The sequence below is a fragment of the Sphingopyxis sp. YF1 genome, assembly GCF_022701295.1.
In the GTDB taxonomy this organism is placed as follows: Bacteria; Pseudomonadota; Alphaproteobacteria; order Sphingomonadales; family Sphingomonadaceae; genus Sphingopyxis.
On the sequence record NZ_CP033204.1, the window covers coordinates 1,907,509 to 1,921,820 of the forward strand.

Annotated in this window: 13 protein-coding genes; 4 read left to right on the forward strand and 9 right to left on the reverse strand. The window is 66.8% G+C overall.

Going from position 1 to position 14,312, the window contains the following annotated elements; all coding sequences use genetic code 11:
* The first annotated feature begins 9 nt into the window (after window positions 1–9).
* Genes EAO27_RS09250 through EAO27_RS09260 form a run of 3 tightly spaced genes read left to right on the forward strand, consistent with a single transcriptional unit; the run spans window position 10 to window position 2,761 of the window.
* A complete protein-coding gene (locus tag EAO27_RS09250) occupies window positions 10–678 on the forward strand; it encodes an alpha/beta hydrolase (RefSeq protein WP_242779839.1) in 669 nt (222 codons plus the stop codon).
* Window positions 675–1,595, forward strand: a complete 921-nt coding sequence (cysK, locus tag EAO27_RS09255; protein WP_242779841.1) for a cysteine synthase A — start codon at window positions 675–677, stop codon at window positions 1,593–1,595. Before EAO27_RS09250 ends, cysK begins: the two co-directional genes overlap by 4 nt.
* A 35-nt stretch (window positions 1,596–1,630) precedes the next feature.
* Window positions 1,631–2,761, forward strand: coding sequence for a cell wall hydrolase (locus tag EAO27_RS09260; RefSeq protein WP_242779843.1), 1,131 nt, complete (start codon window positions 1,631–1,633; stop codon window positions 2,759–2,761).
* Between the two features lie 32 nt (window positions 2,762–2,793).
* Here EAO27_RS09260 and EAO27_RS09265 read toward each other — a convergent pair whose 3' ends face one another.
* From EAO27_RS09265 to EAO27_RS09275, 3 genes are all read right to left on the reverse strand, one after another.
* Window positions 2,794–3,204 (reverse strand): hypothetical protein, encoded by a 411-nt coding sequence (locus EAO27_RS09265; RefSeq protein WP_242779845.1) that lies wholly within the window; start codon window positions 3,202–3,204, stop codon window positions 2,794–2,796.
* A gap of 164 nt (window positions 3,205–3,368) precedes the next feature.
* Window positions 3,369–4,499, reverse strand: a complete 1,131-nt coding sequence (locus EAO27_RS09270; protein WP_242779847.1) for a zinc-binding dehydrogenase — start codon at window positions 4,497–4,499, stop codon at window positions 3,369–3,371.
* A gap of 95 nt (window positions 4,500–4,594) precedes the next feature.
* A complete protein-coding gene (locus EAO27_RS09275; protein ID WP_242779849.1) occupies window positions 4,595–6,157 on the reverse strand; it encodes a long-chain-fatty-acid--CoA ligase in 1,563 nt (520 codons plus the stop codon).
* A gap of 87 nt (window positions 6,158–6,244) precedes the next feature.
* Here EAO27_RS09275 and EAO27_RS09280 point away from each other — a divergent pair, with 87 nt between their 5' ends.
* Window positions 6,245–7,297, forward strand: coding sequence for a cobalamin-independent methionine synthase II family protein (locus tag EAO27_RS09280; protein ID WP_242779851.1), 1,053 nt, complete (start codon window positions 6,245–6,247; stop codon window positions 7,295–7,297).
* Window positions 7,298–7,419: 122 nt separating this feature from the next.
* On the opposite strand, the gene EAO27_RS09285 is transcribed toward EAO27_RS09280, so the two are convergent.
* From EAO27_RS09285 to EAO27_RS09310, 6 genes are all read right to left on the reverse strand, one after another.
* Entirely contained in the window at window positions 7,420–8,112 is a 693-nt protein-coding gene (locus tag EAO27_RS09285; RefSeq protein ID WP_242779853.1) for an alpha/beta fold hydrolase, read from the reverse strand.
* 109 nt (window positions 8,113–8,221) lie between these two features.
* Window positions 8,222–9,142, reverse strand: coding sequence for an NAD(P)-dependent oxidoreductase (locus EAO27_RS09290; protein WP_242779855.1), 921 nt, complete (start codon window positions 9,140–9,142; stop codon window positions 8,222–8,224).
* Entirely contained in the window at window positions 9,139–10,437 is a 1,299-nt protein-coding gene (gene eno / locus EAO27_RS09295; RefSeq protein WP_242779857.1) for a phosphopyruvate hydratase, read from the reverse strand. Before eno ends, EAO27_RS09290 begins: the two co-directional genes overlap by 4 nt.
* Window positions 10,434–11,414, reverse strand: a complete 981-nt coding sequence (locus tag EAO27_RS09300) for an aminoglycoside phosphotransferase family protein (protein WP_242779859.1) — start codon at window positions 11,412–11,414, stop codon at window positions 10,434–10,436. The genes eno and EAO27_RS09300 overlap by 4 nt, the downstream gene beginning before the upstream one ends.
* Window positions 11,415–12,545 (reverse strand): alpha/beta hydrolase, encoded by a 1,131-nt coding sequence (locus tag EAO27_RS09305; protein ID WP_242779861.1) that lies wholly within the window; start codon window positions 12,543–12,545, stop codon window positions 11,415–11,417.
* Window positions 12,546–12,572: 27 nt separating this feature from the next.
* Window positions 12,573–14,207, reverse strand: a complete 1,635-nt coding sequence (locus EAO27_RS09310) for a long-chain-fatty-acid--CoA ligase (protein WP_242779863.1) — start codon at window positions 14,205–14,207, stop codon at window positions 12,573–12,575.
* Window positions 14,208–14,312: the final 105 nt, after the last annotated feature.

Genomic DNA, 14,312 nt, shown 5'->3' on the forward strand with positions numbered 1-14,312 from the left:
GAATCCGAGATGCACAGCAGCACCATCCGTCACAAAATCCTGACGATTCCGGGCCTCGACAACAGCGGCCCGCGCCACTGGCAGAGCCTGTGGGAACACAAGTTCGCCGATTGCGAACGCGTCGACCTCGGCGAGTGGCATGCGCCCGACAAGGACCAGTGGGTCGAACGCATCGACGAAGCCGTCGCCGGCGAAGATGCCCCCATCCTGATCGCCGCGCACAGCCTCGGCTGCCACGCCTTTGCTCACTGGTTCGCCCGTGCCGGCGGCTTCGCCCGGACCCGCATCGCCGGGGCGCTGCTCGTCGCGCCGCCCGACCTGTCGGATCTTCGCCGCGACAGCCGCGTCGCCGCCTTCACCGATGCCCCCGCCTTCACGGCGCGCACCCCGATGATCGTCGTTGCCAGCGACAACGACCCGTATGCCAAGACCGCGCATGTCTGGCGCCTGTCGCGGCAATGGGATGCCCGCTTCGTCAATGCGGGTCCGTTCGGCCATATCAATGCCGATTCGGGCATCGGCGACTGGCCTTATGGACAGTATCTGCTCGCATCGTTACAACCCGCGCCGACGCCGGCCCTCGCCGACGAAAAGCTTTGGATCCGGGCCGGCGACTGGCCCAACCGGGTCCGCCGCGATCCGCGCTTCGAACATAGGGAAAGTGCATTCCGACCATGAAAGCCAATTCGATTCTCGACACCATCGGCAACACCCCGCACATCCGGGTCGCCAGGCTGTTCCCCGACGCCGAAGTCTGGGTGAAGTCGGAGCGCAGCAACCCCGGCGGGTCGATCAAGGATCGCATCGGCCTTGCGATGATCGAGGCGGCCGAACGCGACGGCAGCCTCAAGGCGGGCGGCACCATCGTCGAGCCGACGTCGGGCAACACCGGCATCGGCCTCGCGATGGCCGCCGCGGTCAAGGGCTACCGGCTCGTGCTCGTCATGCCTGAAAGCATGTCGCTCGAACGCCGCCGTTTGATGCTCGCCTATGGCGCGACCTTCGACCTGACGCCGCGCGAAAAGGGTATGAAGGGCGCGATCGAGCGCGCGATCGAACTGGTCGAGACCACCCCCGGCGCCTGGATGCCGCAACAGTTCGAAAATGAAGCGAACATCGACGTTCATTTCCGCACCACCGGTCCCGAAATCTATGAGGATTTCAAGGACAGCCCGATCGACGCGCTGATCACCGGCGTCGGCACCGGCGGGCACATCACCGGCACCGCGAAATTCCTGAAAGAACGCTGGCCGAACCTCAAGGTCTATGCGGTCGAACCCGAGGCCTCGCCGGTGATTTCGGGCGGCCAGCCCGCGCCGCATCCGATCCAGGGCATCGGCGCCGGCTTCATCCCGCGCAACCTGCACACCGACCTGCTCGACGGCGTGATCAAGGTCGACGCCGCCGCCGCCAAGGATTTCGCCCGCCGCGCCGCGACCGAGGAAGGCATGCTCGTCGGCATCTCGTCGGGCGCGACGCTCGCCGCGATCGCCCAGAAGCTGGCCGAACTGCCCGCGGGCAGCCGCGTGCTCGGTTTCAACTACGACACCGGCGAACGCTATCTGTCGGTGCCCGACTTCCTGCCCGAAATCTGATCCGGCGCATGATCCCGAGGGGGCTTTCCCGCACGTTGCCCCTGCGGCGCGACTGGTCGGCGTGGGCGTTCGCGCTGCTGTCGGTCGCGGCGATCGCCGCCGTGCTCTATGCGAGCACGGCGAGCGACGCGCCGCGCTACAGCGTCCGCATCCCTCCCGCAGCCCCTCCGGCGAATACCATCCCCGAGGTCCTGCCGATGGACCTCGCACCGGTCGACGAAGCCGATGCACGTGCCGCCAACGCAAAGATCCCGCTGGTCACCAGGGGCTTCGTCGCGGCGCGCCCCTTCGTCTATTCGGGCGATGCCGACAACCGTGGCCGTGCACGCGACTGCCTCGCCGCAGCGATGCTCTACGAGGCAGGTGACGATAGCCAGGGCCAGCGCGCAGTCGGACAGGTCGTGATCAATCGCGTCCGCCACCCTGCCTTTCCCAAATCGATCTGCGGCGTGGTGTTCCAGGGATCCGAACGCACTACGGGCTGTCAGTTCACCTTCACCTGCGACGGCGCGCTCGCACGCCGCTATTCGGACGCGGCCTGGACGCGCGCGCAGGTAAACGCCGAAATCGCGCTCGCGGGCGGTGTCGATCCGCGCGTCGGACTCGCGACGCATTATCACACCGACTGGGTGCGCCCCTATTGGAGCGACAGCCTCGAAAAGATCGCCATCGTCGATACCCACCTCTTCTTCCGCTGGCCCGGCTACTGGGGCACGCCCGGCGCCTTTCGCGGCAATGTCGCGGGGACCGAGACGCCGGTCGCCAAGATGGCGGGCTTGTCCCCGCTACATCTCGGCGGCGCCACGGGGCTCGCCGATGCCGCCGTCGACGCCGCCGCGGGCGAAGCGCGCATCACTGCCAATGCACCGGTTCCCGGTCAGGTGGTCTCGGGCGGGCGCGAGACGATCACGATCCTTCTCGATCGCAAGGCGGCACCCGAAAGCTTCGTCACCCTCGCGCTGCGCCTTTGCGGTACCCGCGAATATTGCAAGTTCATGGGCTGGACCAACCCGGTGCTCAAGCCCGAAAGCGAAGCGATGAGCGACACCCAGCGCGCCGGCATGACCTTCTCCTACCTTCGCGACGACAAGGCGGGTTTCGAAAAGGCGCTGTGGAATTGCAGCGAATACAAGCGCGACGACACGCGGCAGTGCATGAAACGGTGACGAGGGCGTAGCCGCCGTCCGTCAGCGTCCGGTCAGAACTGCCCCATGATCCCGATCGCGGCATAGCGATCGCCCAGATTGCCCTTCAACTTCAGCTTGGGCAGCAGGTCGAACGCCGCCGTACCATAGATTCGCGTCCGGTCGCCGCTGATCCGCGCGCCTGCGCCGATTTCGGCGAACGCCGGGATCGTCACCGTCGCCTCGGCCTTGGCATAGGGTTTGATCTCGCGCTCGTCATTGTCCGAATGGATCAGCAGCCCGCCGATCGGGCGCAATGTGATCGGGCCGGCACGGAAACCATAGCCCGCACCGAGTTCCCCGCCCCAATGCCCCTGCGCCCGCGCAAGATTGCCTTCGACCGCGACGCTCTCGGCGCTGGCCGCGGCCGGAACGGTCAGGGCAAGCACCGCGCCGAGCGTTGCGGCGAATTTGAGAGCTGACATCTTGTTTCCCATGATCTGATCGATGGGCACGACCCTATGGACGCGATTCCGCGCTCGCAAGCGATCCACCCTCATTTTGCGGCGGAGCGAGTCGATTGGTCGACGGAGCCGTCCCTGACGGCCCGTCGAGCCATGGCCTCGATTTTAAGGATCCGGGCGCCGCCCTACGGCCGGATCAGATATTTCTCGCCGGTCCGCTTGGCGTTGTACGCGTGCGCCGTGTCGAGGTTGAGCGCCTCGACCAGCGAAATCTCGTGGCTGTAGTGGCTCTTGAAGGTCGTCGTCAGTTCGTCGACGACGCGCTGGCGCATCCGCCCGACGACCTCCCAGCCCGCCTTCTGCATGAACGGGGTGAGCAAAAAGCCGCCCAGCCCCCAGGTCAGCCCGAAGCTGCGGTTGAGGATCGTCGGTCCGACGTCGAGCGCGCCATAGATATAAACCTGCTTGAAGCTGTCCGAACCGTAGCGGCTGTAGGTCGTCATCCGCTTCACCGCCGCGACCTCCATCGCCGACAATATCTGCCCGGCCAGCTTGCCGCCGCCGATCGCGTCAAAGCCCAGCGTCGCGCCGGTCTCGACGATCGCGTCGACCAGCCGGTCCTGGAAATCGTCGGCGCTGCTGTTGACGATATGCGTCGCGCCAATACCCTTCAAAATTGCGACCTGCGCATCGCTGCGCACGATGTTGACCAGCGGGATACCGTCCTTGGCGCAGATCTTGACCAGCATCTGCCCCAGGTTCGACGCCGCGGCGGTGTGCGCCAGCGCGCTGTGCCCCTCCATCCGCATCGTTTCGGTGAAGGCGAGCGAGGTCAGCGGATTGACGAAGCACGACGCGCCGTCGACCGGATCGGTGCCGGCGGGCAGTTCCATCGTCATCTGCACCGGCAGGCAGCGATATTCGGCGTACATCTCGCCGCCGAGCAGCGCGACCGTCTTGCCGAGCAGCGCCTGGGCTTCGGGCGATTCCCCCGCTTTCACGACCAGCCCGCAGCCCTCGTTGCCGATGGGAAGCGCGTCGCCGATCCGCCCGCCCATCGCGCGCATCCCGGCGGGAGGGATATCGGCGGTGATCGCCGGCAGCCCGTCACGCGTCGAGGCGCGTGCGGTCGACATGTCGGCGCCGCCGAAGAGCAAGCCCAGATCCGACGGATTGATCGGCGTCGCGAGCACCTTCACCAGCACCTCGTGCGGCTTCGGCTCGGGCATCGGGCGCCGCTCGAAAAACACCTCGAGTTCGCCCTCGGGCTTTACCAAGGTCAGCATGACGAGGTTGGTGGCGGGCAGGTCGGTCATGGCGCATCTCTCCGGTGCAATTGGTTTTTCGATGCAACCGAAATAGGCGGCCCGGCGCGCGGTGGCAATCGCCAAGCGCGCACCTGCCCTGCGCGCTACCCCACCGCGCGGTCGCGTCCCTCCCAATAGGGTGCGCGCAGTTCGCGCCGCAGCACTTTGCCCGACGGGTTGCGCGGCAGCGCATCGATGAATTCGATGCTTTTCGGTGCCTTGTACGCCGCAATATGGTCGCGCGCCCACGCGATGACCGCGGCCGGGTCGGGCGCGCCGTCGGCCGAGGCGACGACGAGCGCCTTCACCGATTCGCCCCATTTGTCATCGGGTACACCGATCACCGCGACGTCGGCGACCCCGGGACAGCCCATGATCGCGCTCTCGACCTCGGCCGGATAGACATTTTCGCCGCCCGAGACGATCATGTCCTTGATCCGGTCGTGGACGAAATAGAAGCCGTCGGCGTCGCGGTAGCCGACATCGCCCGTGTGGAGCCAGCCGCCCGCGAGCGTCTCGGCCGTCGCACCCTCGCGGTGCCAATATTCCTTCATCACGATGCCACCGCGGATCGCGATCTCGCCGATCGCACCGTCACCGAGTTCGGCGCCGTCGCCGTCGAGGATCGCCATCTCCACCCCGGGCCACGGCTTGCCGCACGATGTCAGCTTGCCCGGCAGGTCGTGTGCGCCGGGCGAAAGATAGGAGCCGCCCCCGGCGGACTCGGTCATGCCATAGAATTGCACGAAGTCGCATCCGAAGGTCGCGCGCGCGCGGCGCAGCACGTCCTCGGCGATCGGCGAGGCACCATATGCGATCGACTTGAGTTCGGGATAGGCCCCCGCGCCCACCTCGGGCTGGAGCAGCATCATCTGGATCATCGCAGGCGCAAGAAAGGCATGCGCGACCCGTTCCTCGCGCAGCATGCGCACCGCATCGGGTGCAGAGAAATCCTTGACGAGGACAAGGCGCCCGCCCTGCGCAAGGCCCGAGAAGCTGACGTTGGTCCCCGCGACGTGGAACAGCGGCATCACGATCATCACCGTCTCGTCCTCGCCATAGGCGAAGCCGTCGACCTCGGTCGCGGCCTCCAGGAAGGTCCGGTAATTGGCGTGGGTAAGGACGACGCCCTTGGGGCGGCCCGTCGTGCCGCTGGTGTAGAGCTGGAGCACGTCGTCGGCGAGTTCGGGGCCGGGAAGCGGGGTGGCCGCGGCATCGCCGAGCCATTGCTCGAAAGGCTCGAACGCCGGGTGTGCGCCATAGAGCGCGATCAGGCGCGGCGGGCTGGCGAGGTCGGCCACCGCGGCGAGCGCAGCATCGAAGAAATCCTCGCCGACGAAGAGCAGCTTGGGTGCAGCGTCGCCGACGATGAAGCCGATTTCCGCCGGCGCGAGGCGGCAATTGACCGGCGCAAGGCAGGCGCGCGCGCGCGCGGTGCCGAAAAAGAGCGGATACCAGCCGTCGTGGTTCTTGGTGAGCGCCGACACACGGTCGCGCGGGCCCACGCCCGAAGCGATCAGCGCATGCGCAACGCGATTCGACTGCGCATCGAGCTCGGCAAAGCTGGTCTCGCGGGTCCCATATTTCACCGCAACCGCATCGCCCCGCTTGCGCGCCTGCGCCGCCGGAATGTCGGCCAGCGTCCGGATGGCGTCCAGATCGATCATTTTCCTCTCCTCACGCAGCTGTTTCGCTTGAATTGGATAGAATACTAAGTAAATCTTTGACCAGCCCTAAAATCGAGAGGACCGGCCTTGTTCGAACACCCTATCCTGCCGACAACGATCGTCGGAAGCTACCCCCAGCCCGACTGGCTGATCGATCGCGAACGGCTGAAAGCCAGCCTGCCGCCGCGCGTCCGCGCCGAGACGCTGTGGCGCATCCCCGAACCCTGGCTGGCGGATGCACAGGAAGCCGCGACGCTGATGGCGATCCGCGATCAGGAAGAACTGGGGATCGACATCGTCGGCGATGGCGAAATGCGCCGCGAAAGCTATTCGAACCGGCTGGCGACGGCGCTGTCGGGTATCGATACCGAAAAGCATGGCACCGCGATCGACCGCACGGGCAACGCCAATCCGGTGCCGCTCGTCTCGGGTCCGATCCGCCGTATCGCGCCGATCGAGGCGCAGGACGCCGCCTTCCTGCGGCGCCATTCGACGAAGCCCGTCAAGCTCACCCTGCCCGGCCCCTTCACGATGACACAACAGGCTGAAAACGGGTTTTACCCCGACGAACGGTCGCTCGCGATGGACTATGCCGATGCGGTCAATGCCGAGGTGAAGGACCTGTTTGCGGCCGGGGTCGACGTCGTCCAGCTCGACGAACCCTATCTGCAGGCGCGCGCCGCGGAAGCCAACGCCTATGCGATCGAGTCGATCAACCGCGCGCTCGACGGCGTGGGCGGGACGACCGCGCTGCACATCTGCTTCGGCTATGCGATGGTGCATCACGGAGCAGGCGCGACGGGGCCGAAGCCCAAGGCCTATGACTTCCTCGCCGAGCTCGAAGCGTCGGCGATCGACGTGATCTCGATCGAGGCCGCGCAGCCCGGGCTCGACCCCGCGATCCTCGCCGAGCTGCCGACCAAGACGATCATGTACGGCGTGCTCGACCTGTCGATCCCCGAGGTCGAGACACCCGAAGTGGTCGCGGGCCGCATCCGCGAGGCGCTGCGTTACGTCGACGCCGAACGGCTGTGGATCGCGCCCGACTGCGGGATGAAATACCACAGCCGCGAGCATTCGCAGGCCAAGCTGAAGGCGATGGTCGACGGGGCGGCGATGGTGCGCGCGGAACTGAAATGAACGGCTCCCCTCCCGCTTGCGGGAGGGGTCTGGGGTGGGCCAGCGACGGCTCGATTGCCTACCCCGCTGCGGCTAGCCAGCAAGCTGGCAAGTCTCGCTGCCCCTCCCGCGTGCGGGAGGGGTCAGGCGTCGATAAATTCGCTCAGCAACGGCACCACCACCTCCGGCGCTTCGACCGTCGGCAAATGCCCCGTGCCCGGCACGACTTCGAGCCGCGCGCCGGGGATTGCCCCGGCAATCTCGTCATGATGCGCGCGGCTGGTGATCCCGTCCTGCTCGCCCCAGATCAGCAGCGTCGGCACCGCAATCTCGCCAAGGCGCGGGCGGCTGTCGATGCGCGCCATGATCGCGCGCTGCTGGGCGAGGAAGGTTTCGGCGCCGGTGTCGGCCGCCATTTGCCGCGCGATTCCCAGAAGACGCTCGTCGCCACGCTTGTGCTCGGGAAAGAGGATCGGGATGCGCTCCTCGACGACCTGATCGAACCGCCCGCTCGTCACAAGGTCGATATACCCCTGCCGACGCGCAGTCTGCGCCGGACCGTCCGCCGAGGCGAGGGTCGAGATGAGCGCCAGCCTGGCGACGCGATCGGGCGCCCGGCGCATCACCTCGAAGGCGATGAAACCGCCCATGGCGTGACCGACGAGGATGAATTTCGACGGCGCATTGTCGAGCAGCCGCTGCGCAAACCCTTCGATCGTGTCGTCGCTCCGGTTATCGGCGACGATGACTTCGCGGTCCGGCCATGCGTCGAGCAAGGGCTGCCAGACCGCGTCGGTCAGGAGCTGGCCGGTGATGAGGACAATGGGGAGAGTCATGGGTTCAATCCTGAAGTTTCGTCATTGCGAGGAGCGAAGCGACGCGGCAATCCAGAGCAGGCGTAAACCGCTCCGGATTGCTTCGCTTCGCTCGCAATGACGAAGTGTTTCATATGACTTGATGCAGGAGCGGTTCGCCGGCGGTGAGCCGGCGACAATTCTCGTGCGCCACCGTCAGGCTGCGCACGAGCGTTTCGGGGGTGAGCCAGGCAATGTGCGGCGCCAGCACCACGCCCGGCAGGCCGAGCAGCGGATTGCCGCGCGGCAACGGCTCCTCGGCGAAGACGTCGAGACCGGCGCCGCGCAGCTGACCGCTGGTCAGCGCCTCGACCAGCCTCGCCTGATCGACCAGTTCGCCGCGCGCGGTGTTCACGAGGATCGCCCCCTTCTTCATCGCGAAGGGATCGATGCTCGCCCGCGTCTCGTCGGTGAGCGGGATGTGCAGCGATACGATATCGCTCTCCGCCAGCAGGCGCTCGAGCGGCACGAACTCATAGGGCACATCGCGCGGGCTGCGCGCGGTGTAGACGATCTTTGCCCCCAGCGCCGCCAGCGCGGGCGCCAGCAGCTGCGCCGAATGGCCGAAACCGACGAGCCCGATCGTGCGCCCGGCGATTTCGCCGACCTGATCGAGTTCGGACGGATCGGCGGTCCACCCCTCCCCGGCCCGCGTCCGTGCATCGAAGAAGCAGGTGCGGCGCAGCACCGCCATCATCAGCGACAGCGCCATTTCGGCGACCGCCTGGCTGTTGGTGCCGGGCATGTTGCACACGGCAACGCCATGATCGCGCGCCGCGTCGAGCGCGATGGTGTTCACCCCGACGCCGAGCTTCTGGATCAGCTCGAGCTTCGGCGCCGACGCGATGAAGCCTGGAGTCACCGGCGTGAGCACGTGGAGAAGTGCGGTAATCTCGCTCGCCACGCCGTCCAGCGGCTCGGCCTCGTCGACATGCGTCACGACGCCTGCGCCGAAAATAGCGTCGACCGCGTCGCGGAAGCCGGGGCTCGGGCGCGCGTGGAGGACGATCATGCGGGCACGCGGCCGATCGCGCCGGCGAAGGCCGAAAAGCCCGCGAACACCGCATCGGGACCCATCGCTTCCTCGATGCGCAGCATCTCGTTCCACTTCGCCATGCGTTCGGAGCGCGTGAAGCTGCCGACCTTCAACTGCCCCGCGTCCCAGCCGGTCGCGAGATGCGCGATGGTGACATCCTCGCTTTCGCCCGAGCGCGCCGAGACGATCGCGCCCCAGCCGCGCACGACCGCGGCGTCGAGCGCCGCCTTGGCCTCGGTGACCGTGCCGACCTGGTTGACCTTGATCAGCGCCGCGTTGCACACCGCTGCGTCGCTTGCGCGCACGACACGCTCGGCATTGGTGACGAGGACATCGTCACCAATGATCTGGACGTGGTCGCCGATCGCGGCGGTCACGGCGGCCATCGCCGTCCAGTCGTCCTGCCCCGCAGGATCCTCGATCGACAGGATCGGATAGCGCCGCGCCCATTCGACGATGCGCGCCGCCATCGCTTCGCTCGTCAGGCGCCCGTCGTCGAGCGCGAGGCTGTAGCCCGAAGCATCGCCAAGTTCGTTGGCGGCAATATCGAGCGAGATGAAGACGTCTTCGCCTGCACGGTGGCCGCTCGCCTCGATCGCCTTGGTTAGCGTGTCGAGCGCGTCCTCGTTCGACGCGAAGTTCGGCCACCAGCCGCCCTCGTCGGCGACCCCGGTGAGCGGACCCTTCGCTTCCATCAGCCGGCCGGCGGCGCGGTACACGTCGTCGGTGATTTCGAGCGCGCGACGAAAGCTGCCTGCCTTCGGGCACATGACCATGAAATCCTGCACGTCGGTGCGGCGTCCCGCGTGCGCCCCGCCGCCGAAAATCTGGATCTCGGGAAGCGGGATGCGGACCTTGCGTCCGCCTGCAAGGTAACGCCACAACGGTTCGCGCGCGTCCGCCGCCGCCGCATGCACCACCGCCATCGACACCGCGACCACCGCATTGGCGCCAAGCCGCGCCTTGTTGGGAGTGCCGTCGAGGTCGCACAGCAGCTGATCGACCGCCGCCTGCTCGCGCGCGTCCATACCGGCGATCGCGCCGGCGATCTCGGCGCCGATTCCTGCCACCGCGCCGTTGACGCCATAGCCGCCAAAGGCGTCGCCGCCGTCGCGCAGGTCGATCGCTTCATGCGCGCCGCGCGAGGCGCCCGCCGGGGCGATCGCACGTCCGACCACGCCCGATTCGAGCACGACTTCGGCCTCGACCGTAGGGCGGCCACGCGAATCCCAGAGCTGGCGGCCTGTGACGGAGGCGATGCGCGAGGTCATGAACTAGTCCTTTTCCAGAAGGCGACGAGCGCGTCGATCGGCTGCGGCGCGAGAATGAGCGCGCGCGCCTGATCGCGCACGACATGCTTGTGACCGGGATCGGTCAGATAGGGCGCGGGCGACTTGCCCTCGACGCGCGCGAGGAGCAGCGCGGCGGTGAGCTTGCCCGCGCGGAGCAGAAGGTCGGCGGCGTCTTCCCAGTCGATCCGGGCACGATAGGCTTCGACCAGCGCGACCGCGGCCTCGCGCAGCCGGGCGTCGTCCAGCCACACCGCCTTGAGGAGCAGGTGCGTGGTGCAGAATGCAAGATCGAAGGCCGGATCGCCATAGACCGCGCATTCAGCGTCGAGGAACACCGGTCCGTCGGCGCTGACAAGGATATTCTTGGGGCTGACGTCGCCGTGGACGAGCGCGATCTTGCACGCGGCCAGATCGTCGGCGAGCGCGGTCAGTACCGGCGCGAGTTCGGCGTCGTTCCGCGCCACATGGAGCAGGAAGGGATCGACACGCAGGGCGCGGAACATCGCATCGTTGGGGAAGGCGGCGCGATCGCGGTCGCTGTGTGCCGTGACGGCGTGAACCGCGGCAATCCCCTGCCCCACCTGCGCCGCGAAAGCGGGATCGACCCGCCCCGCGGTCAGCTCGTCCTTCCACATCGGACAGCCCGGCAGGAATCGCATCGCAAAGCCGTATCCGGGCAGCTCGGCCAGCACTTCGGGCACCAGATGCGGGTCGACCCCGCGCGCCCGGCGCAGCCAGCGCACCTCGCTCTGCCCGCGCTCGACGGGTGCGTGCCATTCGGCGGCGACGCGCAACTGCTCGAGCGGCCGCTTGACGACGATCGGGCCCGATTGCGCCTCGACCTTCCACACGTCGCACGACACGCCGCCGGTCAGGGGTTCGAGCCGAACGTCGCCCGCCCCGACCAGCCCGGCCGCGCGCAGCCCCTCGACAATATCGGCGGGCGCCGTGTCCACTTACAGCTTCTCCCGGATCCACGCGCCGACAAGGTCGGCGGCGTTCTGCCGTTCCTCGATCGAATCCTCGAAATAATGCGCGCCGGGGATCAGTTCGAGCGTCTTGTCGGTCGAGCCGAGGAAGTCGAAGATCTTGCGCGCATCGCTCGGAAAGACGCCGGTGTCGGCCGTCCCCTGCACGACGAGCGCGGGGGTGTCGTGCTTGGCCAGGTGCGGCTGCCCCTGGCACGGCGAGGTTTCGAGGCTCCACATGTTGAGCCAGGTCCGAATCGTGTTCGCGCGGCCGATGCTCGGGGTGCGGTTCGCGATCTTCGGGTCGCCACGATAGCACCAGTTGGGTTTGCGGTCCGACGGATCGATCGCGGGGTCGACGCAGCGGATGTCGCCCCAGCAGCGGAACATCGGAAAGATGCGGTCGGGGATGCCCGCGGCGTTGAGGCGCGCGAGTTCGGCTTTGGCCCAGTCGGTGATCCGCTGGTTGCGCGCGCGCTGGCCGGCGCGATATTTGGCGATGAATTCGTCCGAATAGGGCGGGCCGTTGTCGGGGTTGAACGGATCGAGTTCGGGATTGGTCGCAACGGGATCATTCTCGTCGATCACCGACGCGTCCATCCAGTCGGTCAGCACTTCGGGCCGCCCTTGGTGCGCGTTGAAACTGATGTAGAGATCGCCCTTCACGAGGCTCGCCAGCGCATCCTGCCCCACCGCAGGCAGGCGGTCGGTCAGCGTCGGCGCGATCGCTTCGGCCTGATAGGCGCCCATCAGCGAGCCGCCGCCCGAATTGCCGAGGATGACGATCTGCTCGACCCCCGCCTCTTCCTTCAGCCATTTCATGCCGACCCCGATGTCGAGGATCGCATGTTCAAGCAGGAACTGGTCCTCGAAACCGCGATAGCGCGTGTTCCAGCCGAGGAAGCCGAACCCCTGCCGCGCGAAATAGGGCGCGATATAATGTTCCTTGAAATCGACATTATAGTGGGTGGCGATGATCGCGACCTTGGGGCGCTTGCCCGCCTCGGTCCAGTAGATGCCCTGGCACGGGTGGCCACCCGCCTGGATACGCGGCGCGGTCGGCGACACGCGTCCGATGAATTGCGCGTCGAGTCCCTCGGTGCCGTTGGGGTCCATCATCGTCTCTCCTGTTTGTCGTTGCTGTGATTATCGGCTGACTTCGAAGGGCAGTTGATACCCCTCGAGCCCGGCGCGGATCGCCTTCTTGTCGATCTTGCCGGTCGGGCCGAGCGGGATATCGTCGACGAAGAGGACATCGTCGGGCAGCCACCATTTGGCGATCTTGCCGTCGAGATAGGTGGTGATGTCGGCGGCATCGGCGCTGGCGCCGGGTTTCAGCTGGCACAGCAGGATCGGCCGCTCATCCCATTTGGGGTGCGCAACCCCGACGACCGCGGCGTTGGCGACCGCGCCATGCCCCATCGCGATATTCTCGATCTCGATCGAGCTGATCCACTCGCCGCCCGATTTGACGACGTCCTTGGCGCGATCGGTGATCTGCATATAGCCTTCGGCATCGATCGTGCTGACATCGCCGGTGTCGAAAAACCCCTCGGCATCGAGCACGTCGCCGCCGTCGCCGCCATAATAGCCGCCCGCGATCGTCGGTCCCTTGATCATCAGCCGTCCCGGCGTCTTGCCGTCGTGCGGCAGGCGCTTGCCGGCATCGTCGACCAGCTTCATGTCGAGTCCGCAGAGCAGCCGCCCCTGCTTGAGCTTGTACGCCATCTGCTCGTCGTCGCCCTTCGCCGCGACCGATGCGTTCGGGACCGATACCGTCCCGAGCGGCGAGGTTTCGGTCATCCCCCAGCCCTGGATGACATCGACGCCATAATCGTCGCGGAAGGTGCGGATGATCGATTCGGGGCACGCCGACCCGCCGATCGTCACACGCTCGAGCGTCGTGAAGCGCTTGCCGTTTTCCTGCATATAGGTGAGCAGCATCTGCCACACCGTCGGCACCGCGGCGGAGTAGGTCACGCCCTCCTGCTCGATCAGATTGTAGATCGATTCGCCGTCCATGCGCTGCCCCGGCAGCACCAGCTTCGCGCCGACCGCGGGCGCCGAATAGACGACGCCCCACGCATTGGCGTGATACATCGGCACGACCAACAGCACCGTGTCGCGCGCCGACAGCCCGAGCGCATCGCGCTGCAGGGTCATCAGCGCGTGGATATAGTTGGAGCGGTGCGAATAGAGCACGCCCTTCGGATTGCCCGTCGTGCCGCTCGTGTAGCAAAGCCCGCAGGCCGTATTTTCGTCGAAACCGCCCCACGCGAAGTCGGTGGACCGGTCGGCGATCCAGTCGTCGAAGGCGACGGCGGGAAAGCTGGTTTGCGGCAGCGATGCGGCGTCGCAGAAGAAGACCACCTTCTCGATGCTCGGCACCTGCGGCAGCAATTCCGCGACCAGATCGGCGGTCGCCGGGTCGGCGATCAGCAACCGGTCTCCGGCGTGATTGGCGATATAGGCGATCTGCTCGAGAAACAGCCGCGGATTGAGCGTGTGCAGGACCACGCCCATTCCCGACGCGCCGTACCAGGCCGACAGATGGCGCGCGCTGTTCCAGCCCATCGTGGCGACGCGGTCGCCCGGCTGGATTCCTTCGGCCGCGAGCGCGTTCGAGACGCGCTTCGCGTCGGCATGAATCGCGGCATAGGTCGAACGGGTGACGCGCCCTTCGGCATCGCGCGACACGACCTCGCGCTGCCCGTGCCACGTCGCCGCATGATCCATGATCCGGTCAACCGTCAGCGGCACATTCTGCATCAAACCGTCCATGCGGCCTTCTCCCCTGTCCTTAAATGGATAGTATACTAAGTATTTCGATCTTGCAACGCCGCTCTGCCTTGCCTCACCCGCCTCGCTCTTCTAGCTTGCTGGAGT

What these genes read in the sequence shown, in the direction of transcription:
- EAO27_RS09265 (WP_242779845.1), bottom strand. Translation starts at nt 3,204, where the DNA reads ATGTCAGCTCTCAAATTCGCCGCAACGCTCGGCGCGGTGCTTGCCCTG.
- EAO27_RS09270 (WP_242779847.1), bottom strand. Translation starts at nt 4,499, where the DNA reads ATGACCGACCTGCCCGCCACCAACCTCGTCATGCTGACCTTGGTAAAG.
- EAO27_RS09290 (WP_242779855.1), bottom strand. Translation starts at nt 9,142, where the DNA reads ATGATCGTCCTCCACGCGCGCCCGAGCCCCGGCTTCCGCGACGCGGTC.
- EAO27_RS09250 (WP_242779839.1), top strand. Translation starts at nt 10, where the DNA reads ATGCACAGCAGCACCATCCGTCACAAAATCCTGACGATTCCGGGCCTC.
- EAO27_RS09310 (WP_242779863.1), bottom strand. Translation starts at nt 14,207, where the DNA reads ATGGACGGTTTGATGCAGAATGTGCCGCTGACGGTTGACCGGATCATG.
- eno (WP_242779857.1), bottom strand. Translation starts at nt 10,437, where the DNA reads ATGACCTCGCGCATCGCCTCCGTCACAGGCCGCCAGCTCTGGGATTCG.
- EAO27_RS09305 (WP_242779861.1), bottom strand. Translation starts at nt 12,545, where the DNA reads ATGATGGACCCCAACGGCACCGAGGGACTCGACGCGCAATTCATCGGA.
- EAO27_RS09275 (WP_242779849.1), bottom strand. Translation starts at nt 6,157, where the DNA reads ATGATCGATCTGGACGCCATCCGGACGCTGGCCGACATTCCGGCGGCG.
- cysK (WP_242779841.1), top strand. Translation starts at nt 675, where the DNA reads ATGAAAGCCAATTCGATTCTCGACACCATCGGCAACACCCCGCACATC.
- EAO27_RS09285 (WP_242779853.1), bottom strand. Translation starts at nt 8,112, where the DNA reads ATGACTCTCCCCATTGTCCTCATCACCGGCCAGCTCCTGACCGACGCG.